This window comes from Sporofaciens sp. St.21A7 (assembly GCF_059728535.1).
This window is the reverse complement of record NZ_BAAGFN010000001.1, coordinates 666,571-692,324: the sequence shown is the minus strand read 5'-3', so window position 1 is coordinate 692,324 and position 25,754 is coordinate 666,571. Positions and strand designations below refer to the sequence as shown.

At 38.1% G+C, this 25,754-nt stretch carries 25 protein-coding genes; 1 reads left to right on the top strand and 24 read right to left on the bottom strand.

The features are described from left to right. Nucleotides 1–17: 17 nt before the first annotated feature. The 3 genes from AC6I3O_RS03275 to AC6I3O_RS03265 all read right to left on the bottom strand — a co-directional run bounded on the left by AC6I3O_RS03275 (nt 18) and on the right by AC6I3O_RS03265 (nt 2,440). Nucleotides 18–1,052, bottom strand: a complete 1,035-nt coding sequence (locus tag AC6I3O_RS03275) for an AAA family ATPase (protein ID WP_497849699.1) — start codon at nt 1,050–1,052, stop codon at nt 18–20. A gap of 98 nt (nt 1,053–1,150) precedes the next feature. After that, entirely contained in the window at nt 1,151–2,227 is a 1,077-nt protein-coding gene (locus tag AC6I3O_RS03270) for a tyrosine-type recombinase/integrase (protein WP_497853413.1), read from the bottom strand. Between the two features lie 18 nt (nt 2,228–2,245). After that, entirely contained in the window at nt 2,246–2,440 is a 195-nt protein-coding gene (locus AC6I3O_RS03265; protein ID WP_497849698.1) for a DNA-binding protein, read from the bottom strand. Nucleotides 2,441–2,686: 246 nt separating this feature from the next. On the opposite strand from AC6I3O_RS03265, the gene AC6I3O_RS03260 reads away from it, so the two are divergent. Then, nucleotides 2,687–3,169: a helix-turn-helix domain-containing protein gene (locus AC6I3O_RS03260; protein WP_497849697.1), complete on the top strand. Its 483-nt coding sequence runs from the start codon at nt 2,687–2,689 to the stop codon at nt 3,167–3,169. A 97-nt stretch (nt 3,170–3,266) separates the two neighbouring features. On the opposite strand, the gene AC6I3O_RS03255 is transcribed toward AC6I3O_RS03260, so the two are convergent. The 21 genes from AC6I3O_RS03255 to AC6I3O_RS03155 all read right to left on the bottom strand — a co-directional run bounded on the left by AC6I3O_RS03255 (nt 3,267) and on the right by AC6I3O_RS03155 (nt 25,742). Next, nucleotides 3,267–3,680, bottom strand: a complete 414-nt coding sequence (locus AC6I3O_RS03255; protein ID WP_304957000.1) for a hypothetical protein — start codon at nt 3,678–3,680, stop codon at nt 3,267–3,269. Continuing rightward, on the bottom strand, nt 3,673–4,245 hold the full coding sequence (locus tag AC6I3O_RS03250) for a hypothetical protein (protein ID WP_497849696.1): 573 nt from the start codon (nt 4,243–4,245) through the stop codon (nt 3,673–3,675). Before AC6I3O_RS03250 ends, AC6I3O_RS03255 begins: the two co-directional genes overlap by 8 nt. Next, nucleotides 4,235–4,867, bottom strand: a complete 633-nt coding sequence (locus AC6I3O_RS03245) for a hypothetical protein (RefSeq protein ID WP_304957002.1) — start codon at nt 4,865–4,867, stop codon at nt 4,235–4,237. Before AC6I3O_RS03245 ends, AC6I3O_RS03250 begins: the two co-directional genes overlap by 11 nt. A 201-nt stretch (nt 4,868–5,068) precedes the next feature. Beyond that, complete coding sequence (tuf, locus tag AC6I3O_RS03240) at nt 5,069–6,262, bottom strand: elongation factor Tu (RefSeq protein WP_497849695.1); 1,194 nt, start codon at nt 6,260–6,262, stop codon at nt 5,069–5,071. A 110-nt stretch (nt 6,263–6,372) separates the two neighbouring features. After that, entirely contained in the window at nt 6,373–8,490 is a 2,118-nt protein-coding gene (fusA, locus tag AC6I3O_RS03235; RefSeq protein WP_497849694.1) for an elongation factor G, read from the bottom strand. A 9-nt stretch (nt 8,491–8,499) separates the two neighbouring features. Beyond that, nucleotides 8,500–8,970: a 30S ribosomal protein S7 gene (rpsG, locus tag AC6I3O_RS03230; protein ID WP_207105499.1), complete on the bottom strand. Its 471-nt coding sequence runs from the start codon at nt 8,968–8,970 to the stop codon at nt 8,500–8,502. A 154-nt stretch (nt 8,971–9,124) separates the two neighbouring features. Further along, nucleotides 9,125–9,547, bottom strand: coding sequence for a 30S ribosomal protein S12 (rpsL, locus tag AC6I3O_RS03225; RefSeq protein ID WP_497849693.1), 423 nt, complete (start codon nt 9,545–9,547; stop codon nt 9,125–9,127). 167 nt (nt 9,548–9,714) lie between these two features. Further along, on the bottom strand, nt 9,715–10,689 hold the full coding sequence (locus AC6I3O_RS03220; RefSeq protein WP_497849692.1) for a tyrosine-type recombinase/integrase: 975 nt from the start codon (nt 10,687–10,689) through the stop codon (nt 9,715–9,717). A gap of 136 nt (nt 10,690–10,825) precedes the next feature. Further along, the gene (locus AC6I3O_RS03215; protein ID WP_497849691.1) at nt 10,826–12,496 is read right to left on the bottom strand and encodes a serine/threonine protein kinase; all 1,671 of its coding nucleotides are present in this window, start codon (nt 12,494–12,496) and stop codon (nt 10,826–10,828) included. A 19-nt stretch (nt 12,497–12,515) separates the two neighbouring features. Beyond that, the gene (locus AC6I3O_RS03210; RefSeq protein ID WP_497849690.1) at nt 12,516–13,922 is read right to left on the bottom strand and encodes a metallophosphoesterase family protein; all 1,407 of its coding nucleotides are present in this window, start codon (nt 13,920–13,922) and stop codon (nt 12,516–12,518) included. Further along, on the bottom strand, nt 13,922–14,311 hold the full coding sequence (locus AC6I3O_RS03205; RefSeq protein ID WP_497853412.1) for a DUF4231 domain-containing protein: 390 nt from the start codon (nt 14,309–14,311) through the stop codon (nt 13,922–13,924). The genes AC6I3O_RS03210 and AC6I3O_RS03205 overlap by 1 nt, the downstream gene beginning before the upstream one ends. 592 nt (nt 14,312–14,903) lie before the next feature. After that, nucleotides 14,904–15,749 (bottom strand): NAD-dependent epimerase/dehydratase family protein, encoded by an 846-nt coding sequence (locus tag AC6I3O_RS03200; RefSeq protein ID WP_497849689.1) that lies wholly within the window; start codon nt 15,747–15,749, stop codon nt 14,904–14,906. A 37-nt stretch (nt 15,750–15,786) separates the two neighbouring features. After that, complete coding sequence (locus tag AC6I3O_RS03195) at nt 15,787–16,824, bottom strand: N-acetylneuraminate synthase family protein (RefSeq protein WP_497849688.1); 1,038 nt, start codon at nt 16,822–16,824, stop codon at nt 15,787–15,789. A gap of 43 nt (nt 16,825–16,867) precedes the next feature. Next, nucleotides 16,868–18,499 carry a cytidylyltransferase domain-containing protein gene (locus AC6I3O_RS03190; protein WP_497849687.1) on the bottom strand — a complete coding sequence of 544 codons (1,632 nt, stop codon included), beginning with the start codon at nt 18,497–18,499 and terminating at the stop codon, nt 16,868–16,870. Nucleotides 18,500–18,508: 9 nt separating this feature from the next. Further along, a complete protein-coding gene (locus AC6I3O_RS03185; protein WP_497849686.1) occupies nt 18,509–18,943 on the bottom strand; it encodes an FAD synthase family protein in 435 nt (144 codons plus the stop codon). Nucleotides 18,944–18,989: 46 nt separating this feature from the next. Continuing rightward, the gene (locus AC6I3O_RS03180) at nt 18,990–19,898 is read right to left on the bottom strand and encodes a PI-PLC domain-containing protein (protein ID WP_497849685.1); all 909 of its coding nucleotides are present in this window, start codon (nt 19,896–19,898) and stop codon (nt 18,990–18,992) included. A gap of 27 nt (nt 19,899–19,925) precedes the next feature. Further along, the gene (locus AC6I3O_RS03175; RefSeq protein WP_497849684.1) at nt 19,926–20,810 is read right to left on the bottom strand and encodes a LicD family protein; all 885 of its coding nucleotides are present in this window, start codon (nt 20,808–20,810) and stop codon (nt 19,926–19,928) included. Beyond that, nucleotides 20,807–22,258 carry an oligosaccharide flippase family protein gene (locus tag AC6I3O_RS03170; protein WP_497849683.1) on the bottom strand — a complete coding sequence of 484 codons (1,452 nt, stop codon included), beginning with the start codon at nt 22,256–22,258 and terminating at the stop codon, nt 20,807–20,809. Before AC6I3O_RS03170 ends, AC6I3O_RS03175 begins: the two co-directional genes overlap by 4 nt. A 26-nt stretch (nt 22,259–22,284) precedes the next feature. Further along, on the bottom strand, nt 22,285–23,484 hold the full coding sequence (locus tag AC6I3O_RS03165; protein ID WP_497849682.1) for a glycosyltransferase family 4 protein: 1,200 nt from the start codon (nt 23,482–23,484) through the stop codon (nt 22,285–22,287). Between the two features lie 11 nt (nt 23,485–23,495). Next, nucleotides 23,496–24,410, bottom strand: a complete 915-nt coding sequence (locus tag AC6I3O_RS03160; RefSeq protein WP_497849681.1) for a glycosyltransferase — start codon at nt 24,408–24,410, stop codon at nt 23,496–23,498. Further along, nucleotides 24,411–25,742, bottom strand: coding sequence for an O-antigen polymerase (locus tag AC6I3O_RS03155; protein WP_497849680.1), 1,332 nt, complete (start codon nt 25,740–25,742; stop codon nt 24,411–24,413). Between the last annotated feature and the right edge of the window lie 12 nt (nt 25,743–25,754).

Sequence of the window (25,754 nt, the reverse complement as noted above, 5' to 3'; positions counted from 1 at the left end):
TCAATCCCCCTTTCCTATCAGCTCATTTCAAAGGCACGTTTCGGACGTTTAATTGCCCTTTCTGCCTGTGCTAACGCCTTTGACCGTTCCACTATCGCCTGCACCTGCTCTCTGCCTAAATGACACTCCAAACGCCCCAAATCAGACACTTTTTCCTGCAATGTACGCTTCGATATGCCCTGTTCGTCCGCAAGACTGAAAATCTCATTGCTCTGCATGGCATTGTTTGTTTCTGTCAGTTCCCGGAGTAACCGTTTCGCTTGTTCCATTTTATTTGCTTTGGGAGCAATGCCGCCTAAGACTTCATCAGCAGTAATCTCATAATCTCCGAGCCATTGAAAACCGTCCTTCGACAATGCAAATGCTTTTGGGTGTCCGAACGCTGCAAGGTTGTTTTTAATCTGCACCACAGCCCTTATATTTTCTTCTCCCTCTACCCTGCCGACTAAAAGAACACTTCTAGCAACTGCAAAGAAATCAATCGAACCCATTCCCCGGTATGCCGCCTTATTTCCTGCCGCCTTGTTCATATGCCCGACAAGAACAATCGCACACTGGTATTTCTCTGCCAGTGCCGCTAATTTCTTCGTCATATCCCTTGCTTCATTCGCACGGTTCATGTCCATACCGCCGCCCAAATAAGCCTGTATCGGGTCTAAAATTAACAGCTTTGCGCCCGTCTTTATCACAGCCTGCTCCAACCGTTCATCTATCATAGAAAGTGATTTTATTTTTTCATCAATGACCGAGATTTTCTCACACGCTGCTCCTGCCTGTTCTAACCGGGGCTTTACTGTATCGGCAAGACCGTCCTCTGCACTCTGATAAATTACATTCAAAGGCTCTGTCAGTTTCATTTCACTGTCTAAACCCTCTCCTTTTGACAGTTTCGCCGCTATGTTCAATACAAATGTTGTCTTTCCATCGCCCGGATCGCCTTGAACAATAGTCAGCTTGCCATAAGGGATAAACGGGAACCAAAGCCAAGAAACTTCCTGCGACTGTATCTCCGACAATTTAATCAACTGCAATTCTGTTTTTGTTTCTTCCATAATGCCCTCCATTTCTGAAAATCGTTGTCAGTGGAAGAAACCTCTGCTATACTTGTATTGTGAGTACTGATAACAGAGGTTTTCCAGTTATCACAGCCCTAACAGTTGCCGCTGTCGGGGCTATTTCCTTTTTCGTTGTCAAGTAAGTCTGCCACTCTCCGTTGCTGATTAGGATATAAATGTCCGTAGGTATTCAATGTAATGCGAATATCCTTGTGTCCTACCCTCTCTTTTATCAACAGCGGTTCTATACCCTTATTGATTAAGTACGCCACATGAGAATGTCTAAGGTCATGTACCCGGATATTCTTCACTCCGGCTTTTGCTATTTGGCGTTTCATCTTATGCTGTACCGCTTCCTGCACGATTGGGAAAAGTCTTTCATCGTCCGGCATACCATAATGACCGTCAACAAAGTCTTTAATCTCCTTTTTCAAAAACTCCGGGATTTCAACGGTTCTTACCGACTGCTTTGTTTTCGGTTCTGTAATAACGTCCTGCCTACCAGTGCGATAATAATTTTTGGTAATGCTGATTTGGTTATTTTCAATACTTATATCGCCTTTTGTCAAAGCTAATAATTCGCCAATCCTACAGCCCGTCCAAAAGAGGATTTCAAAGATTAAATAGTATCGTGTTCCCGGCTCTATCGTCTGAATAAATCTCTGATATTCCTCTGTTGTCCAAAAGTCCAAACTTCTTGAATCGGAATTTCCCATGCGCTTCACTTTCTTACATGGATTTGTGTGCAAATCATAAATGCGTGACGCATGAGTAAATATACAAGTCAACTGATTTTGTATCATTCTCAAATAGCTTTCCGAAAATCCCTTTGTCTGCATTTCGTTCTGCCACTGTATAATTTGTGAAGCGGTAATCTCACTTAACATCTGTTCGCCAAAGTACGGAATAATGTGTTGCTCCATCATATACCGTTTATTCTTCATGGTGCGGTCTTTTAATTCATTCTGCTTATCCTCAAAATAGACCTCCACAAATTCACTTAACTTCATATCCATGCTTCGGCTACTGCTCAATTTCTTTTGCCGCTCATACTCTAACGCTTCTCTTTTTGTTTCAAATCCCCTCTTTCTTCGCTTTTTCTTCTCTCCCTTTGCCGTTGTTTCAAACCATTGCGCCGACCACTTTTTCGTGTCTTTCTCCTTATAAGCTATACTGTCACGCTCCTCTCTTTAGCTTATTGATAACTCATAACCGTACATTTTCTTTGCCCAAAACGCCCTCGGAATACGTCCTGCCATTGTAATATACCCCTGTCCTGCAAGTTCCCTGTTCAGTTCTTTTACAATCTTGTAGGCATGAGATTTTGAACAATTTAACTCTTTGGCTATATCTTCCGCACTCAACATATAACGGTAGTTTGCCACACGTTTGTCCTCCTTTCCCCTTTTAGAAATTCATTACACTATTTGTATTTCGTTGTTGTACGAATTTCGTATATTTATATTAACACCTTATCCGAACAATGTCAACACTTCGTAAAAATATTTTTACGAACTTCGTACTTACATTTTTTCTATTTTTCTCTTTTATGTTTTTCGTATATGTGGTATGATAATAAATAAGATTTATGCTTTTCGTAATTATTCAACATATGAAAATAGGAGGTCACTATGGGTGATGGAAAGAAGCTGAAAGAAATACTTGATAGTAAGAATACAAATGTCCGTCAGATTGCAAAGGCTACGGGAATTAGTGCTACAACACTATATTCTATTATCCAAAAGGATTCCAATATCCGATTTGACTTTGCTTTACGGTTGGCAAATGAATTAGAAATTGATGTGAATGAGATATGCGCCGCCAGTCCGTTCTCCGGCACTATTACTGAAGAAGAAATATATCCCACGCTCCCCGATGGACTGAATGGGGCTCTTGACAGAAACCGGGTAAAGGTATATTTAAAAAATTCACTATATCCGCTTATGTATCTGTTTGGAAAAAATAGTATGCCCGATGTGGATAACCTGTTGACTTCATTTTATCAGCTAGACGATGAAGCAAGAAAGGAAGTAGTGGAAACGATACAGTTCAAATTACAGTATCACAAAGATAAAGAACGAGCAGAACAGGTAAAGCAGATTAAAGGGTGGTAAAAAAAGGCTCCAGTGAACACTTATTTTCACTGGAGTTGTTTAAATGTATTATATTTTTTCCTACGGTCCTCTAATGATATCTCTATCAATAGAGATATCATACATAATTTTTTACTACTACCGCTAACTTTGCCAATGTCTTAGCTTGACTTTTTGATAATTGAATTTCCGTTTCTGATTTTTGAAGCAACGCATGATACTCATTTTCCCCATCTATGGGATCCGGTATAATACAAACTTTAACCAAATCACACTGTGAATCAGTTAATTGAATAACTGCTTTCAACTCCTCTCCACGCTCTCTCATCTCTTCATCAGATAACCCGTTTGTATACAAAGAATGCAGACGTTCTTCATCAGATATTATATCATTAATATTTCTGCCAGCATCTCTATCAACTGATACTCCTTTACTATCTTTAAATAGAGCTGATGATGGTCTACCATCTTTCATAAAAATCGGCTTACTTTTTACTCTGCGGAAAATTGCTGTCCAATCTCTTTCAACCATAAAAATCTACCACCATTTGTTTCATTTTATCAGTTGCCGAAATACCTTGTAAATTAAATTCTTCCTCTCCATCAGACAGAGTATCTAAGAAAACTTCAATCCTATCTTCATAAATTTCAAATTCCAAATAGTCTCCATTGTCCTTTTCATATTCAAACTGGATTGAGCCACAAGCAGTAGGACAAACAAATGGCTCAGCAGCCAACTGCATAACAATCTCTCTACACTTTTCAATCAATTTTGTAGAAAAGGAATTTGCACCATTACCATTCCAATTATCCTTCAATTTTTCAATTTCACACAGCGCTGCACTAGCCTCTACATAGTTTTTTTCTAATGAATTAATTCTAGTATATGCCATCGAATATATCTTTTCTAATTCCTCATATTTTTTACTATTATATCCAATAGCACCATTCTTCATTCCTGATGTTAGCTCAAATGCATTTTCTAGTCTTTCAAAAAGACCATTCATTGCATATGTAACAATACTCTTTACCTTATATGCATCTATCTCCCATACATATGGCTGACTCAACACTGCATTATTTGATTTATAATACATTCAGCATCTTTCCCTTCAACTTTTCAGCACATTTATTCATTGCATCTTTAGCCAATACACCTTGCTCACTTAATTTACAATCAGGTAAACTATTTATATCAAATATTATCTTATTCTCATTCTTTAATTCATTAATAATGATATACGTCCACACATTATATGAATCAATATTCTCCAACCATGATATATTAGCTTCACTAGAACCATTAAATTTCTCTATATTGACGAACTCATTCAATATATTGTGCAAATTATCAATGGACATTAATTCTGAAACCAATCCAACCCTATCAATAATAACCTCACATCCATCGAATGCCTTAGTAATTTTATCATTAAACTCATGCAATAATTGTTCCCAATTATATTTTGAAGGAATATTAAAAGAAAAATCTAATCTTAATTTATTAAACGTCAATGATGTATTAATATCATTCCAAACGCAACGAGGAACATCTGCAGGTGCATCGTCAGGAATAGGTATCGATTGCGGTTCTGTTTTAAAAACATCTTTCAGCTGATTATACAAGCTACTAATAAGTCCAAATGCTCTAATTTCACTTTTTTCCTTAAAAAAATAAGCCATCTGAACCTTGTAAATATTTACATTTGGGCTTTTCATTTTCTATTCCTTCCTTCTATGATTTAGTATATAAATTATATCAAATTTTTGGATTTCTTCAATACTTTTTTCTAAGTTTACAAATTTTTAAATTTTCTTGGCACCGTTTTGGCACCATTTTACACATTTTCACTGTTGCAAAGTTTCAAAAAGGGCCTCCCGATTTCTCGGAAAGCCCTATAAAATCTAGCTTTTTACTGATTACTCAACAATCGTAGCAACACGACCAGAACCAACAGTCCTACCACCCTCACGGATAGCGAACCTAAGTCCCTGCTCCATAGCAACCGGGTGAATCAACTCGATAGACATCTCTACGTTATCGCCAGGCATACACATCTCTACGCCCTCCGGCAGATTGCAGACACCTGTAACGTCTGTTGTTCTGAAATAGAACTGTGGTCTGTAGTTGTTGAAGAATGGTGTATGACGTCCACCTTCATCCTTCGTCAATACGTAAACCTGAGCCGTAAACTTCTTGTGGCAAGTTACAGAACCCGGTTTAACAAGAACCTGTCCTCTTTCAATCTCTGTTCTCTGAACACCACGCAGAAGAGCGCCGATGTTATCACCAGCCTGAGCCTCGTCAAGCAGCTTACGGAACATCTCAACACCTGTAACAACCGTCTTTCTTGTCTCCTCATGGATACCAACGATCTCTACTTCGTCAGAAACATGAAGCACACCACGCTCTACTCTACCAGTAGCAACTGTTCCACGTCCTGTAATAGAGAATACGTCCTCTACAGGCATCAGGAACGGCTGATCTGTTGCACGCTGCGGATCTGGAATGTAGCTGTCAACTGCTGCCATCAGCTCCATAACCTTATCTCCCCACTCGCCTGACGGATCCTCAAGAGCCTTCAGAGCAGAACCCTGGATAATCGGTGTGTCATCTCCCGGGAACTCATACTCGTCTAACAGCTCGCGGATTTCCATCTCAACCAGCTCAAGAAGCTCCTCATCGTCAACCATGTCACACTTGTTCATGAATACAACGATATAAGGAACACCTACCTGACGAGAAAGCAGGATGTGCTCTCTTGTCTGAGCCATAACACCGTCAGTAGCAGCGACTACAAGGATAGCGCCGTCCATCTGAGCCGCACCAGTAATCATGTTCTTAACATAGTCAGCATGTCCTGGGCAGTCTACGTGAGCATAGTGACGCTTCTCTGTCTCATACTCAACGTGTGCTGTAGAAATTGTGATACCACGCTCTCTCTCTTCTGGAGCCTTGTCGATGTTCTCGAAATCTACTGCCGCATTACCTGCAACTCTCTCTGCAAGAGTCTTGGTGATAGCTGCTGTCAGAGTGGTCTTGCCGTGGTCAACGTGACCGATTGTACCAATATTACAATGTGGTTTTGTTCTTTCAAATTTAGCCTTTGCCATTTTGAATAATCCTCCTTAAAATACAGTGCGTTTAAAAATATTTACGTTTACTCAGCTAACATTGATTATATTTCAAATCATGCAGTTTTTCAAGCCTTTTTACTATTTAATTAATCATTTTTGTTCGATAATACCTTTTCCTGTACAGATTTCGGTACCTGCTCGTATTTTTCAAAGAACATGGAGTAATTTCCACGTCCCTGAGTACGTGAACGAAGGTCTGTAGAGTATCCGAACATCTCAGACAACGGAACATATCCGCGGACAATCTTACCGCCGCCAAGGTCATCCATGCCTTCGATTCTTCCACGGCGAGAGTTAATGTCGCCGATAACGTCTCCCATATACTCTTCCGGCATCGTTACTTCCACCTTCATGATAGGCTCACATAATACCGGAGCAGCCTTCTTCATAGCGTCCTTAAACGCCAGGGAACCGGCGATATGGAATGCCATTTCACTTGAATCGACTTCATGGTAAGAACCGTCATATACATTCGCCTTAACGCCCACAACCGGGAATCCTCCAAGGATACCGGACTGCATCGCTTCCTCAATACCTTCCCCAATCTTAGGAATGTATTCCTTAGGAATCGCACCGCCGACTACCGTAGACTCAAACTTGAAGGTCTCCTCACCGTTGATATCCATTGGCTCGAATTTAACCTTACAATGTCCATACTGTCCGCGTCCGCCGGACTGCTTCGCATACTTGCTGTCTACGTCTACCGCCTTAGTAAATGCTTCCTTGTAAGCAACCTGAGGTGCGCCTACGTTCGCCTCTACCTTGAACTCACGGAGAAGTCTGTCAACAATAATCTCCAGATGAAGCTCGCCCATTCCGGCAATAATCGTCTGGCCTGTATCCGGGTCAGTATGAGCACGGAATGTCGGGTCTTCCTCTGCAAGTTTGGCAAGAGACTCGCCAAGTTTGCCCTGAGAAGCCTTGGTCTTAGGCTCGATTGCAAGCTCGATAACCGGCTCCGGGAATTCCATGGACTCTAAGATTACCGGATGCTGCTCGTCACAGATGGTATCACCCGTCGTCGTAAACTTGAATCCAATCGCTGCCGCGATGTCACCGGAATAAACCTTGCTCAGTTCCTCTCTCTTGTTGGCATGCATCTGAAGGATACGTCCAACACGCTCTTTCTTGCCCTTTGTTGCGTTCAGTACGTAAGAACCGGAGTTCATCGTACCAGAATATACTCTGAAATATGCCAGCTTCCCTACAAACGGGTCTGTCATAATCTTAAATGCAAGCGCTGAAAACGGCTCTTCATCCGAAGAATGTCTCACCGTATCATTTCCGTCTCCATCAACGCCCTGAATCGGCGGGATGTCAAGCGGAGAAGGCATGAACTCAACGACCGCGTCAAGAAGTTTCTGAACTCCTTTATTTCTGTAAGCCGTTCCGCAACATACCGGAACTGCCGTACATTCGCAGGTTGCTTTTCTTAAAACTGCCTTTAATTCACTGACAGACGGCTCTTCCCCTTCCAGGTAAGCCATCATCAAATCATCATCTAACTCACAGATCTTCTCTACCAGTTCTGAACGGTAAAGTTCTGCGTCATCTGCCATATCCTCCGGAATATCAACAATTGAGATATCATCTCCCTTATCATCATTATAGATGTAAGCCTTCATCTCAAAGAGATCGATGATTCCCTTGAATTCATCTTCTTTTCCGATTGGAAGCTGGATGCAGATAGCATTCTTTCCTAATCTGGTCTTGATCTGCTCTACTGCACCATAGAAATTGGCTCCCAAGATATCCATCTTGTTAATAAATGCCATTCTCGGTACATTGTATGTGTCAGCCTGACGCCATACGTTCTCTGACTGCGGTTCAACTCCGCCCTTAGCACAAAATACACCTACTGCGCCATCGAGTACACGGAGTGAACGCTCTACTTCTACTGTAAAGTCAACGTGTCCCGGGGTATCAATAATATTGATACGGTGCTCTAATTCACCCTCTTTTGGCTTGCAGTTTTCCTGCAGCGTCCAGTGACATGTTGTAGCAGCGGAAGTAATCGTGATACCCCTCTCCTGTTCCTGGGCCATCCAGTCCATGGTAGCAGTACCTTCATGAGTATCACCAATCTTGTGATTAACACCGGTATAATACAAAATACGCTCTGTTGTTGTTGTCTTTCCAGCATCAATATGCGCCATAATACCGATATTTCTAGTTCTCTCTAACGGGTATTCTCTTCCTGCCATTGCTGCCTCCTAGAATCTGTAGTGTGCAAATGCCTTATTTGCCTCAGCCATCTTGTGCATGTCTTCTTTCTTCTTCACAGATGCGCCTGTGTTGTTGGATGCATCAAGAATCTCATTTGCCAATCTTTCCTCCATCGTCTTCTCGCCTCTCTTGCGTGAATACAATGTCAGCCAGCGAAGCGCCAAAGCCTGTCTTCTGTCGGCTCTTACTTCGATTGGCACCTGGTAGGTTGCCCCTCCGATACGTCTTGCCTTAACCTCGAGTACAGGCATGATGTTGCTCATTGCCTCTTCAAATACTTCGATTGCCGGCTTATCGGATTTTGCGGCAACTCTGTCAAAAGCTCCGTATACAATCTTCTGTGCTACACCCTTCTTGCCGTCTAACATGATGTTGTTAATCAGCTTTGTAACCACTTTATTGTTGTACAACGGATCTGCTAATACATCTCTCTTCTGGGTATGTCCTTTACGTGGCACGGTCCTTCCCTCCTTAAACATAATTGTGCAATTAAAAAATGCACTGATTAATTCATCGGTACTCACATGTGTCTTTCTAATGATACTGTGTAGTGCAATCTATATCCTTGCAACTTACTTAATCATAGTTCTGTTTGTGACTACTTGAAAATTCTTACTTTTTAGCGTCTTTTGGTCTCTTGGCGCCGTATTTAGAACGTGCCTGCCTTCTCTTAGCGACACCTGCCGTATCAAGCGTTCCTCTAACGATATGATATCTTGTACCTGGAAGGTCTTTTACCCTTCCACCACGAATCAGGACAACACTATGCTCCTGAAGGTTGTGGCCTTCTCCTGGGATATAGCTTGTCACCTCAATACCGTTAGACAGACGTACTCTGGCAATCTTACGAAGCGCTGAGTTAGGCTTCTTAGGTGTAGCAGTCTTAACTGCGGTACAAACACCTCTCTTCTGAGGAGCGGATGCATCCGTACTTCTCTTCCTTAAAGAGTTATACCCTTTCTGAAGCGCTGGAGCTGTAGACTTCTTTACAGACGTCTCACGGCCTTTCTTTACTAACTGGTTAAATGTTGGCATTCTCTTTCACCTCCTACGATTATAATAAGTTGCATTCTGTTGCCAATCTGCAGGCTGTCTATTGCCTGCCCCGTGTTCCGGGAATCCCCGATACACGCTAGATTAGTTTATTACGAATAACCACCCTTGTCAAGGGGTTTTCCGTATTTTTACAACTAATTATTATCTTAATACATCACCCCCAGCGTCATCTCGCTCATCCATTTTCGTTTCTGCTCCATGGAAGAATGAACATAACGATTCAATGTGATATTTACATTCGCATGCCCCAGAATCTCACTTAGAGTTTTGACATCAAATCCCCTCTCTATGCACCTTGTTGCAAATGTATGGCGTAATGCATGAAAATTTACAATATCCATATTACACTCCATTAAATATCTCTTAAAAACATTTTCATACGTTCTCGGCTCAATAAATTTTTTCGATGTACCTGTCAGTACAAACACATCATCATCCGAAGTCTTCAGACGTTCCAGACGCTCCATCATAAATTGCGGCATTGGGATATCCCTCACAGAACAAGCGCTCTTAGGCGAAGTGATGATGACCCTCGTTTTCCGGTTCTCCCTCCCCTTCCAATCTACCTCGGCATTAAAATTCTGGATTCTCTGCATCGTAGATCTCACTTGGAGGATTCCTTCCTTATATAAAATCTGCCCTTTCCGCAACGCGCAGATCTCCCCTAACCGAAGCCCCATGCACAGGCTCAGCAGGATTCCGGTTTTCCTCAGATTATAGACGTCCCTCATAAGGAAACGCTCCAGACGCAACTGGGTATGTTTGTCCAAAACCTGGATCTCGCTGTCATTCCCCCTGACCCGAATTAGTTCAAAACGGCATGGAATGTTAACATCACATAGAGCCGCATAACGGCAGATATCTTTTAATACAATCAGAAGATCCTTCACCGTTTTCTCAGCCAGGCCTTTGCCTTGTTTATTGCCTGCATTCAGCCTGCTCTGTACAAACTGCTCGATAGTGTCTGTCGTCAGGCGATCCGCCTCAATATCACCAAGTAATGGTAAGATGTGATTAGACGTCAGGTTCACATATTTTACATAAGTAGACTCCTTTACACGCATCTTTGAATTCTCCAGCCACTGTGGTACGATTGTCTCCAATTTCTGATTTTTTGTCATTTGTAATCATTCCTCTCTTTTTTTTAAATGATTATATAAGAAGAAAAAGAACGTGGCATTATGACACATTCAAATAAGACAAATAACAAGGCTGGACAAATGCTGCCCAGCCCTTTAAACTCTATATTAAAATAAATCAAGAAGACAAATCATGCCTAACAGACTCTAGCAGATACTGGTAATTGTCCCCATATTTTTCACGTATCATCGAAATCAATTCCGCCGTCTTGCTCTCATTTCCAAGAGTAAACCAACAAAAAAGCAGTGTAATCGCTTTCCTTCTATCCGCCAGATAATTCGCATCATCGGTGATCATCCGTACCACACTCAAAAATATAGCCTCCGCAGTATAGATGTTCTTCATTAAAAACTTGCCGTATACCTGGTTAAATAAATATCCTGGAACATTCTTCAGGTTATCACGCCCCATCTTATCCAAAATTATTTTTACATTGCCCTGACGCCCCGGTTCGCTGTATAAAGCAGGATTTTGCAGTAAGAGATCCGCCATAATATCTAAAGCCGGAAGAAATAACTCCCTCTCCGAAGACAGCGCAAATTCATGAATTGCGTCTGGGAAGTCATTCAGGGAATAATACGCCAATCCGCGTATATAAAAAAACTTAGGCGATTTTTTTCTGAACGTATAGGAGCGGGAAAGAATTTCCAAAGCTTCCCTGGCGTCTCCACGCAGTCTTGCCGCCTCCGCTTCATAGAGATCCCTGTCTTCATTTCTGGCATATTCCATATATTCTCCCATACTCAGATAGTTTTTTGTTATCAGCCCCATGGCATAACTTGCATTCATAAGAGTTCCCGCGCCTGGATTTGCCCAACCCATATTAATTTCAGAATAAGTTTTATAGAGGTTATCTAAAAAAGTCCGATACCGTATCTTATTCTTATGTTCCGGAATCTGAAACTTGCGACAGCATTCCTGCAGCGCCTCCTGCAATTCTCTATATGATGTAAATCTATCCTTAGGGTCTGATTCCATACACCGCAAAACCAACTCTCGTACCCTGGTTTCCAGAGCATTCCCGCTTGCGTTTCCCTCCTCTTGCTTTAACAGACAAAAGGCAATCATGCCAAGCGTATAAATATCGCTGCGCTCATCCAATTCTTCCCCTTTTTTCTGTTCTGGGGAAGCCCATGCAGCCGTGTAACTGTGGGTAGAAAAATCCATTAGTTTGTATGTACGGTCTTCTGAAACTAAAATATTTTCAGGTTTCAAATCTCCGAGAACAAACCTTTTTTCCACTTTGGAAAGTTGTTTGCAGCAGTGTTCAAGTCCCTTACAGACTTGTAACATAAAATCCACGATTTCTTCTGTTTGAAAGGAATAAGAATTCATCCAGCCATCAAAAGAATTCCCATAATGTGGATCTCCCTTCACCCACTCGCTGATAATATAAGGATAGCCCTGGATATTCTCCACAAGCATGAGGCTTGTTACATTGGGATGATAATCTATATGCATCCGTTCCTGTACTTCTTCCATAAAAAACTCAAACTTTCGGCGGCTGCCTCTGCCATCGCTGATCAGCGTTTTCATCGCAACATCATCCCTTAAAAATCTGTCATAGCACCGATAGACATCCCCCATATTCCCATGCATACGCTCCTTTACCTCATACCGTTCCAGGATTACATCTCCAACCAAAAAAGTATGCGCCGGCTTATACGATGGCGGCAGCACAAACGGAAATCTCTGTTTTTCTTCATTGGATTCACATTCTCTGATGCTTATCGCAGACATATCCGGCAAATAAACCGAGAAACTCTCTTCACTCTTTTCACTTTCCATAACGATTCTCTCCCTTAACTTACAATAAAGGCATTTGCACAAAATTCACTTCTGTGCCGTCATATAAAATTCTTTGCTTTATCATTTCAAATGTTTCCACTCCCAATTTTAGCTGTAATTGTTTCACCGTATTACTTCTGCCAGATGATAAAACTGCGTATGATAAAAGATTTTCTGTTATATACGGATATTTTTTGCGCTGCATCAGGGATTTTGCAAGCTCCAGCCCAAGCAGCGCATTCCATTCAATTCCCCAGTTAAAATGCATGCCGCAGGCTTTCTGTTCTGCATTTACTTTTTTATAGTAACTGCATAGATAATCGCCCAATGCCAAACTGCCGCTTTTCACTCTATACTGATCGAAACTCCTTTTCATGATGCTTCCTGGATATTGAAGCAAAAGAAGTAAGATTTGGGGCGTATGAATCTGGACGTCTTCTCTTTCATAGTTCTGAACCCCTTCTTGGAAATGCTTCCAAAGTCTTGGTTCAAACCCTTTGAATTCATGATTCCAACCACTGCTTCCGCCAATCTGCAATACTCCCTGAGTTCCAAAATGAGGGTTGACTGCCCAATTTCCGCGCCATTCATGGGCAGTTACCTTAATGTCTCCGCCCGCTATTTCTCCTGTGGTAAATGCGGCGTCTACATCCTTAGAACTTCTGCAAATACAGCCGCTTGTTATTTGATAAAGACCTTCTCCCTGGCAGTCTTCATACAATTCATGGGCATCCCCGCACAGATAGAGTTTCACATTTTTCTCTTTGAAAATCGTTTTCAAGCTTCTTCGCTCTTCCGGCGCCAGCAGTTCCAATCCATGATGTCCCAAAGCGATGACTGGCTTCCCATTTGCCGATTCTAAATAGGATACATGCCCGGTTCCGACCAAAAGGCTTCCTCGTTCCTCATCCTCATTTGACAGTAACGCGGTATTCAGCATATAGATACAAAACTCTCCGCAGTCTTTGTAAATGTGTGGATTATGTTTTTGAAGAGAATGCTCTATGTAATCTACGACATATACTTTCTGATATAAGCCGTTATAGTAAGAAAATCCTTGCAGCAAAGCTGCTAATTCCTCTTGTTCAAACACCCCTGCCATAGGATTGTAATTTTGTCGAATTCCATCTGTTAAGTATTTTCTTACATTACTTCTGGCAATGTCATGGTTTCCAGGCGCCATGCAGACTTGTTCTGAAATATCACTGAGCTTAACCGCATTCGCAATACGCCGAATCCAGTCCCATGCTTGCTCCGGCGTATTTGGCTGCCCGCAATAGCGGTAGTCGCCGGTCAGGAAAAGCCAATCTACCGGGCCCACCTCTTCCGCCAAATAAGTTAAGAGCTGTTCCCTGAGCCGTTGGGTATCCGCCCCAGGAATCAACTCAGAACCCATATGAATATCTGATAAATGGAGCCACTTCATTACTTTTTCTCCTCTTTGATTTCTTCTGCTTGCATATCGCACCAATGGGTATGTACTTCTGTCATATACTGCTCCAGTAACATGATATACCGCGAATGAGCGTTTTCATCATCAAACGGTTCTACTTTAGCACAATATAGGGAGTATTGTCTCTTGATATTCTCCGCAGCCGTCCGATAGCTCGTCCACTTATCGCGGGCGTTGAAAAGCGCAAGCGAGGACGCCGATAAAGAGGTACATGCAGAGAGTATAATCCCTATGTCTGAATCCTTTTTCCACGCCATGATAGCAGTACTCAGAAGAGGCAATAATAGGTTTACCATAGATAGGAGGTAAAATATACGTTTGTAGAAAATGGCTTTGCGTATGTACCATTCCAGACAATTCATAGTTCGGTGATAGCATATTTGTTCTGGTGTTCCTCCATATTCAATTAGGCTAGAAAAATCTTCAAATTCATAGCAGGGAATGTGTATTCTAAATAAGCGCCGCATATCGTTACCTTCCTTTTATCTTTTGCTGGATATAAAAAAATGGTAAGCAAATAAAGAGGAATTTCTTCCCCTTATCTCCTTACCATTGAAAAACTATGAATAGTTTACCACAAAATTCGATGGATTACGATATTTTTTATAATAATTTTGTATTTTCCTACCTACGCACCTATATATGCAGAATATAATCTTTCAGACTCGTTCGACTAACTAGCATACATATTCTCCACCTGATCTAACCATCTGACGTTAAATCCGATTGTCATCTACAAAATATAAAAATAATAAAAAGGGATTTTAGCATAGAAATACCATCTAATTTTCTTAGTATTAATCTGGTACGAACATTAGCAATGATTTGATAATAAGAAAATCCTGATAAAAAGATATATATTCTGAATAATACGTTTTCTTACAAATGTAACAACAAATTTATTTCACCGGTTTGAGACAATTCGTCCCAAACCGAACAAATCTCATAATACCATCAGTAAAATATTGTTTTCCGGCGCTTCATTATTTCCTTAATTTTACTGTCATCCCCCCAGACTGCCTTACTATCATATGACCTATCTGGGAACTTGCCATAATCTAATTTTATCTTATAATCATTTTCCTTAATAAATCTTTCAACCCTGTCAGCAAGTTTTTCCGGTCTACCATGACATAGATTAATCACACCATTAATTTCCTTTTGCTCAACAGTCGCGGCTACTTGCTTACAGAACTCATCGTAATCAATAAAATCCCATTGATTAATTCCCATCGTAAAAGGAAACAATTCATCTCCTCTTTTCTCAGCCGCAGTGATCTTACTAAATATTGAACTTCCTGTCTCAGAATTTCCTACAATATAGTATCCCCTCAACCATTGAAAAACTGCACCAGAATCTCTGCATAAAAGTTTCACTATATTCCTTAATGCATCTTTGCTTATCCCATAAAGACTTTCAGGATTGGTAGGAGTCTCCTCCTTGATACTTCCTTCAAAAAAACCAACCTCATGCATTGTCCCCATTACTGCAATATGTTTACAGCCTCCCTCGAGCATTTTATTAATAAAACTATAATGTTTTGGCAAATCATAAATATGTGAAGGTTCCTTATGCACAAATCCATTTTTCCAAGCCATATGCAGTAAAACATCTGGCTGTTCAAAATAATCAAACGGATTTTCTATGTTAAAAATATCGCACTTTTTTACATTAACTCTCACATCATCGATATTTATCTTAGAATGACAAGCAGCAATCACCTCAACACCATCATCGCATAACTGTCTACTAACACCTGTACCCAGATATCCATTTCCTCCTGTAACTAATATTTTCATCCTGAATTTCCCTCCACCTGTCAAATAAGCTATTTGTTTAGATTAAATCCCATGTGAGTATTGTATCTTCTTTTAAATCTCTATTTACCTTTCTGCCTACAACAACCTCCATAAATTCAGGAGAGATTCCTGTCCCCGGTCTTTTAGGCATTAAATCTTCCTTTTTTATGACTTCTCCCGCCTTCAAATCTCTAGCAAGCACAAGAGAACGCCTTGCCTCCCGCCTTGGTAATTTCTCACATTCCAGAACTGTTTTTTCCGGTGTCCCAAGAACCTTGTCAATCCATCTAAAATTGGCAATAGCTCTCTTAAAATCTCCTGGGCTTCCAGCATGATAATGATCATTTCCTGAAAGTGTTTTATCTAATGTAAAATGCTTTTCAATCACTTCCGCACCAAGCAAATAAGCGGCTGCTAATGTCATCATTGTATCATCTGGTGCTACATGGTCACTAAACCCAACCCTGATATCTGGGAAATCTCTTTTTAATGTAGTGATAACACGTAGATTTGCATTTTGAGGCTCAGTTGGGTACGAAAGGACACAGTGAAGCAGGACAATATCTGCACACCCTTCTTCTTTAAGCGCCCTAACTGCTACATCAACTTCTGATAAATATGCCGCCCCTACAGACATACAGACTGGTTTCCCCTTTTTTCCAATGTGCCGGATAAATGGGATATTCGTAAGATCTGATGATGATATTTTATAAAAATCAACCATATTTTCTAAATAATCTGCAGACGCATAGTCAAACGGCGTTGATGTGAAGTTCATTCCTTTTGAATGGGTATAATCACTTAACTCTTGATACTCCGTTTCACCAAACCTGTCATGTTTTAGAAAAAGTTCATACTGCGTTTTAGTCGGTTCTTTCGTTGTATCCCAGTAGGCCGGGGAATTCTTAGAAACAATCGTACCAGCCTTGTATGACTGAAACTTTGCACAATCTATCCCCACTTCAGCCGCTTTATCTATATAAATCTTCGCAGCCTCAAGCGGAGAAATTTCCATTACTCTAGCGGTATCATAAAAATTAACACCCATCTCTGCTATCACATACGGTTTATTCATGTTCGTTTCTCCTTAAAATATATTTGTATAATATCTTGCTCTTCTATAAACTATTTATAAGGCTCATAACCCTCCGACGACCGCCGCGTAAATCATGGGAAATAAGCTTATTTTGAAACTTCTGCCTGCTCCCCTTCGACATTGATAAATACATTTTTAAATTACTTTCAATAATCTCATCAGCCGGATTCAATCCAATATATGTAAATCCGTTTTCGTTACAGACAAATCCGTGTTTCTCTTCTCTCCTATTCTGAGCCATTGAAATTGATGGTATCCCCAGCATTGCAAGTTCATATCCGGTACGTCCCCTGGACGTAATTCCTAAATCACAACTACTCATCAACTCCGGCATATTAAAAACATCATAAAGCACTTCTATATTTTCATATCTGTTATATTCCATCAATACATCAATGTTTTCTTTTGCACGTCCTAGAACAACTATAAAATGATACCTTTTATACTCATCCTTCGTAACCATTTTCAATAGACGTTCTGAATAATTTTGCGGATCTGCCCCTCCAAATGAAATAAAGATCCTTTCAACATTATCTTTAATGTTAACAGGCTTATAAAACATAAATGTTTTGCCGGAGATATAATATTTCTCACCAGAATGTACTTGCGGATACTCATCCTCATAAAATAACGCATTAAAGACCAGGTCAGCCTTGATGGCGCCTTCGCCGTCATCCTCAAAATTGATTATTTTTGCATTAGGCAGCACGCTTCTCAAACCAATCATATAATCAATCGAAGTTGTAAGTATATCATTAATAAAAATCGTATATTTATTCTCTTTACAACGTTCAAAAAGCTCTGCAATACCGTCAACAGCAATAATCCTATGGGTTGTCTGACCAAATACTTTTGATTCAGTCTGATTAGAATCATAGTAAATATCCGGTTTAACATAAAATTCGTCTGCAATTTCTAATGCCCTATATATATGTCCAATTCCACGTTTATTGTTTCCATTAACATATATAGCCACTTTCTGTCTGTCTAAAGCCGCGGCAACACTTCGCAAGTCCTCAAAATTATCTACATCATATGATTCCTCTTCCAAAACCTCATAAACATCTACTTTTTCGCCAATCCTTGTTTTCGTGGTCACTACAGACGCCCTGGATATTACAAAAGCACCCGTCTCCAAATAACATGGCGGAAGATATTGTCTATTTAATCTTTCTGTATAATTAGGCGTCTTCTTACCATCTTTAATCCCCCAGGAAAGATGCGGCGAATTAATTGCAGAAATCACTGTATCCAAGTCATTGTCAATTGTGTATTTAATTGCCGCATCCAACGTTTCAGTATGTAGTGTAGGTGAAGTTGGCTGCATAGTAACAATAAAATCCCAGCTTTCCCCTTCCGGAATGGCATCGGCAATAACAGCATCCAAAGTAATTTCATCTCCACAAAGAACCGCATCTCTACACTTATACTTTGCCCCCATCTGCTCCGCAATAATACGAACTTCTTCTGAATCTGTAGATACTATTACATCTGTGATCATTTTAGAATGAAGTGCATTATGAATTGTATAATAAATAAGCGGACGACCGCCTATAATCCGTATGTTTTTATTTGGAATTCCCTTTGACCCGGCCCTTGCCGGAATAACAGCCAGAATTTTCATATTTGATAATATCCTCCTGTTCTTTTTCATAACTATATTTCATTCTCTATCTTCCTTCATCTTATAAAGAATGTCAGAGAGCAATGTTGAAGAAACCCCTTGTGTATGAGGCAAGAACACAATATCAACACCTACTTCGCTAAATTCCTTAATAAATTTGTTATACATGCTGCTCCCTTTCCAGTCAGAACCATGAAACATAACGTCAAAATGTAGATTTTTCCACGCTTCTAGTTTATCCATTGTGAACTGTGGTACTACTTTATCCACATACTTAATAGCTTCAACAATCACACATCGTTCCTCATACGGTATAATAGGAATTTTCCCCTTATAGTCCAGCACTAACTCATCTGTACTTACACCAACAATTAAATATTCACATTGTTCTTTAGCATTCTTCAATATGTTAAGATGTCCTATATGAAACATATCATAGACGCCCGTTGTATATCCTATTTTGTATTTTTTCATCATGCTCCTCCATTATGCCTGTATAGCATAATTTTCAAAATACGTCTCATTTTAAATCTTTTTCAGAAATGAAATCAGAAACACATCCCGAGACACCCTGTTTTTCATATTCTCTGTATTCTTCAAGGTTGTTAATAACAGCATTAAAGACTGTAATACCATTTTCCGTTAATACTGATATATCATCTCCGGCATCTAAATATGCTGCCTTTATCATTACAACCGGAATTCGGTTTTTAAGACAAAATTCTGCTAATTCATAATAATTATGCGGTTCATTTTCATATTGCCTGATTGCCCAGTTTTTAAATTTAAACACTGCTTTTATCTCTCTATATTGCTCATAACTATAAAACGATACTATGATTCTATCTAAAATATCTACACAATTCATTTGCCATGCGGCATTTACCAAAAACTCAAAAGTATCGGCTTCACCATCTTTAAAATCACAAGCAACATAACAATCATCATATTTATTCATAAATGTAATCATGTCATAACACGACATCGGAGTGTACAAGGAATGGATAGGAGTGTTCATAAATTCTTCATAGTCAGGTATTCTATCTTCCGAAATGTTATCCTGTCCCAAATCATCGGACCATTCATGTCTTAACACCAGTATATGATCCCCGGTAAACGCCAAATCTGCATCAAATATTCTATTTCCTTTCAGATAGGATTTCTCCCATGCTTCAGCAGAATTAGTATTACATTTTCCACCAATCTCCCCTCCCCCATGTGAAATAATATGATATTTCTTGTACCATTCCCCACTATCTGAAATAATTGGGGAATAGGTAGACAAATCAATATTAGCTTTGTCATTTCTATATATGAATTGATTTCTTTCAATAAAATAACTTTCTGCTCTATAAAAGACTTTACATCCAACGACACATACCACTAACATGCATAAAAAAAAACAAACTCTTTTTACATTACTCCTCAAAATATCTGTCCACTCCCTTTTGATTTTCTATATATATTCACGATAGGATTTATCTGTATCGAAAAACATCCCTCCATGAGTAGTTGGTATCTTAGCAGGCTCCATATAATTACCATATCTTCTGGTTAGAAACTCATCATATCCAACAGGAGCAGGTACTTTAATAAATTCAAATGGGAGCCATACAGTTTTATCATATAAATGTCTATTTCGTATCCGTTTTTCTGTTTCAAAAACAAATCCAAGCGGCGCTACATTTTCACACTCGTTTACAGAATATCTTTTTATAATATTCTCCCATTCCCTATAGAAATCTATATGTTTTTTTCCTACCACTTTATAAAAAGTTCTAAGAAGTCTCGCTTTTGTCCCTAATGATATTTGTCCTTGACGCATAATTCTTTCTTTTTTTTGCACAGATAATGCTTCTTTTTTTTGTTTTTCAACCATACTACAATCGCCATGTACACCATCTAATATAAAAATATCCAAAAATATTCCCTGATTAAATGTATACATTCCCTTTTCATTATCTACAATAGCTGTAGTTAAACTATTTCTCATCTGGGCATGACCTCGCCAATACCCTTTCTCAGTATATGGTGTTTGAAAAAAGTACGGCTCCTTAAATTCATACTGTGCTACAGTAAGTAATTTTTCATATTCATCTCGAAACATGACTAAGTCAATATCATCATCCCAAGGTATAAATCCCTGCTCTCTCACAGCCCCAAGCAACGACCCTGCATCAATATAATATTTAATTCCAGCTTTCTCACAGACACGGTTAAATTCCATCAAAAGATCTATTTCTACAGCCCATACCTCCTTCATTTTATTTGTCACTGTATATCCACATCGAACTTCTTCATCCAGAAATCCCTTTGGTAAAGCAATTTTTAAATCAATCATTTTATTTTCCTCATTAAATTTTGAATCAATCTATTAATTAATCCGATGAACCATTCGTCCCTTAATATAATTAATCCAATAGCATATATTGCTATCCCACTGCATACTTGATATCCCAACCGTGATATTATACTTAAATTTATATCATTTATTACAAGCAAATTTACTAACATTAAGGTTCCTGATAATAACTTTTTCCAACCAATTTTTAATATCAGTTTTACCGTCATAAATCCATTACAACATTTTAGGTATAAAATCGCAATTACACTTTCCGCAATTACAGATGCAAATGCCGCTCCTGCCGAAAGAAAACGAGGAATTAATAACAAATTAAAGAATAAGTTTATAACCGAACCTACTATTAAATACTTTGTGCTTTCTCCCCGTCTTCCACTTGGAGTATAGTACTGCACTCCTAAACAATTACTAACACCGATAACAACTACTATAGGACTTAAAATATAAAGCAGCTGAATAACTCCTTCATATCCATTCCCGAAAAAGAACGGCACAAAATTCTTTGCTACTCCAATTAGGCCGAACATACAACCGATTCCCATAAAAAATATGTAGTTCATCGAAAATCTAATTTTCTGGTGTATCTCATCAAACCTGTTTTCTGCAAACAAATAAGAAATTCTTACTCCTACTACTGAATTAATCGATGTAAACACCAAACTTTTTGCAACAATAATTATCTTTTCAGCCTGCTGATAATAACCGATCTCCACATTATTTCTTGTCATCCATCCCAGAAGTGTTTTATCGAGGATTGTATATACTGACGTAGCAACTGTTGGTATAAAATAAATCAATGTTTCTTTAAAATGGGGAAGTATATGTATTTCACTAACTGGAATTTTTACTACAAAACGTCTTAAATATGGCCAGACAGACAAAGCAGATGCTAATGTAGATACAGAATTAATTGCAATATATAGAAGCAAGTCATCACTAGAGTGTATAAATAGAAATAAACAGCCAATTCCTATCAACTTAAATATAATATTTCTGACTACTATCAGTTTAAATTGCTCCAACCCAGTAAAAAACCATGAAATATCCAGAGCAGTGGAAAGCAGACATAATGTCAGCACCATATAGTATATTCCATATTCTTTACTACATAAAGCTAATACAATCCACACTGCTATACATATAGCGAATGTGACTAATGTCATTATTTCTATTTCCCAGAATGTTCTACTTCGCTTCTTTACATCATTTCTACATCTTGATATTTCTCTAGACCCATAGGATAATGTACCTAATGCGACAAACATCGTAAAATATGTATTTATGGAGCTTGTATAGCTTTGAATTCCAATTGCTTTCGCTCCCAATACACGAGATAGATACGGCGCAGTAATTAATGGCGTTATCACAGATATAATTTGATATATAGTACTATAAGCAAAATTCTTTTTAATACTGACTTTTTCCATAAAAAACTCATCCATAACACATAAACTTATTCCAGTCCTTTTAAAACATCAGAATACTTACCTATCATTGCAGATAATTGGAATTCTTCTAAAAATTTGCTTCTTGCTTTTATTCCTAACTCTACTAAATCATATTCATTATTTATTAATCTCATATACAACTCAAATATCGACTCAGTTGTTGCTTCTATAAAATCGCCACACCCATGAACCATATTCGGAATTTCTCCTACATGTGATGCAAAAATTGGAAGTCCTGCTCGCATCGCCTCTATAATAGCTATTGGAACAGTATCTGCTCTGCTCGGTAGCATAAATACATCCATTTTCGGAAGATATCTTTCTATTTCGAGAACTGGTCCATATATTCTTACATCATCACTTAACGTAATTCGCTCTCTTAATTTTTTGAGCTTTTCAAGACCTTCACCGCCTCCAAAGATATGTAATACAATTTTTTCTCTTTGTTTTTTTGGCAAGTTAGATAATGCCTTCAATGCCAAATCCTGTCCCTTTCGATACTGAATTGATGCAACAATAGCAATATGAATTTTTTTGTCTTCTTCCGAATATTTATGAGTATCCTTATACCAAATTTCCTCTATACCGTTAATAATGCATGGGCAATCTAAACCATACTCTTTTTTCATATATTTTTTTGATGATTTACAAATTGTCACAACTTCATCAACGTAATTAAATAATTTTTTAAATTCTCTTCTTAATTCTGTCTCGACTTTTGTTTCTTTTATGCTCGGTCTTCCTAACAGCACATGCTCTAAAGGATCCTTATCTGCATGGCTTATAAAAATAGATTTTATACGTTCATTTGTATTTCTAAAAAAATGAATCGCAGTATATGGATCTTGAAAAATTATTATATCTGGTTTCGTCTCTATTGTCTTAAAATATTTATAAACCTTATCATTGGCAGATATTTCTTTATTGATAATACATTTTTGCACTAAAAGCATCCTATATATGGGCAGTTGCTTTAATGTCTCTATTACTCTTCGTTTTCCCTGATATTTATGTGTACACAAATGAATTCCAAGTGTCGAGTGTTTATACTTTGCACATTCTATAATCCCATCCTGTGAAATAACGTATCTTAAACAGAAACCATTATCTTCAAAATATTTACGCCCTATAATTAATTTCTCCGTCACTTTATTTGCACCATGTAATTGATGCATATCCCTCGTTATAATATCTACCGTCTTCATTGCATTCTACCTTATTTAACATTTAGATTTATACCAAGTCTTCCTCTCATGCCGTCACAGAAGCCTTTAAATAAAAGTGGAAGACACGATTTTGCCTTAGGATTACATCTTATTGCTCCATATAATTGAAAGATAAACTCCTTTATTGCTGCTAAGTTCCCGCTGTCACGTTTAATTCTAAAAACGTAGTTTCTTACAAGATAATACCCTTTCCATGGTGAATACGTTCCAATATAGACAGTTCTGCCACGCCATCTCAATGGAACTAATTCTGCAGAAGGATGATAATACATACTATTTACCACAGTCGCTATAAACGCATCTGCTTTCTTTGCCCTACTTTGATAATCAACCTCATCACCTCTAATAAAAAAATCTTTATTAGGGAATCCGATTTCTTCTACCAGCTCTTTTGAAACAAGTGTTCCGTTGAATGGATTAATTAAATCCTTTATCAAATTATTTACTGATTTTAAATATACCTCCTCAGACAACCTCATTGTACCCAAGCCAAAGGATAGATTTTTTGCATTATCATCACATACAACTAATGAATTTAGCATCATTTTTTTATGATTTTTATATATCTCTTTAGCGGTATTATATAGATTCAAAAAAGTTTCGTTTTCTAAAGGTCTGCCATCATCATCCATCATACATATAAAATCGTATCCATCTTCATAAGCAAATCTTAGACCTGTATAAAATCCACCTGCTCCGCCAATATTTTTATCTAACAATATATACTTAATAAATTCGTTTTTTAAAATATTTTGTTCAACTAGAAATTCATATGTTCCATCACTGCTACAATTATCAATAATATAATATTTGTCAAATTTCTTCTTTTGTAATAATATACTGTTGATATTATTTATTAGTTCTTCTTTCCTGTTATATGTAACAACAATACCGGCATATTTCATTTAACTTTCTCCTTTCTCAACAACTGTCGGCTTTAAATATAATTTAACAAGAATCCATCCATAAACAAGATATCGGATCATTAATCCAGGATTAAAAAAATAATCGGCAAAGACGTCTCCTGTTGCCGAATAAAAGTAACAATATATCATTGAAATTGCAAAAAATAAATATATATAAAAGGAACGTTTTCCATAACTTTTGGTTGCAAAATTAGAAATAATTTTTGTTGCTATAAAAGCAGCAAAAAATCTTAACATCATACAGCCAATAATCCCAAAGTCCATAATTGGATTAGCTAATGATGTATATAAGTTTGCATGATAATTATTTTTGCTAAAGACAACCATTCTCCCCCATGTACGAACAACATCATGTTCTATCCCCAAAAGACTATATATTTTTTGTAATGTATAAAATCCAAAGTAGGGCGTTCCATCCCAGTTTTTTTGTAATAAATCCTCCAAACCATAAATTGATGAACATGTATACATTTGTAGATAATTAATTACCGGTATAGATTTTGCTTCGTTTCTTATACGTCCATAAATCATAAAAACTACGACAAATATGGTAACTCCTATTATGAGTTTTGGTGAAATACGCAATTTCCTTAAACGCTCTTTTTTCAAAAGTATCCAAAAATAACTTATTATGATTGCAACAACAAAAATAATAAATCCAGTCCTGCTAGTACTAACAAATCTAATAAATAGGTCTGGAATCAAAGGCAAGAGTAAATAAAATCGCTTATCCTTATAACTAATCCAATTAAATAGAAAAACAAAAATCATAATATAAGCTGTAATCTCACACATGTACACCAGTTGGTTAAACACAGTGTTACTAAGTACTACTGATCTATTTGAATCGACAAACGCCCTTCTGGCATATGTCATCATATTCATAATTCCTGAAAATCCGCCTCCAGAATATGAAGATGCAATTGAAACTAAATTTCTATATCTGTCCATTGCTACTATCATAAATATAATTGTAATAACTATAACTTTACCTTTTGAAATATATATTATGCCTTCACATTCCGAAATAATATTTAATTTCTCAGATTCTATATCACTAAAGTCCTTTTTAACTGTAATTTTATTTCCCATATATTCGCCTATAGCTGTAACACTCAAAAACAGCACTATGGCAAAAAATGTGAAGGGAGAAATATCTGACTTCATTGAAAACAGAGTAACTAAATATATGAAAGAAAATGCCATAAACATTCCCGATGCCCAAAATGTCGGTGATAACAATCTTAGTTTTGAATTTTGATATGCAATATAAGTATAAAATGCAGATACTAAAAACAAGCAAGATATCATTTATTTATTCTC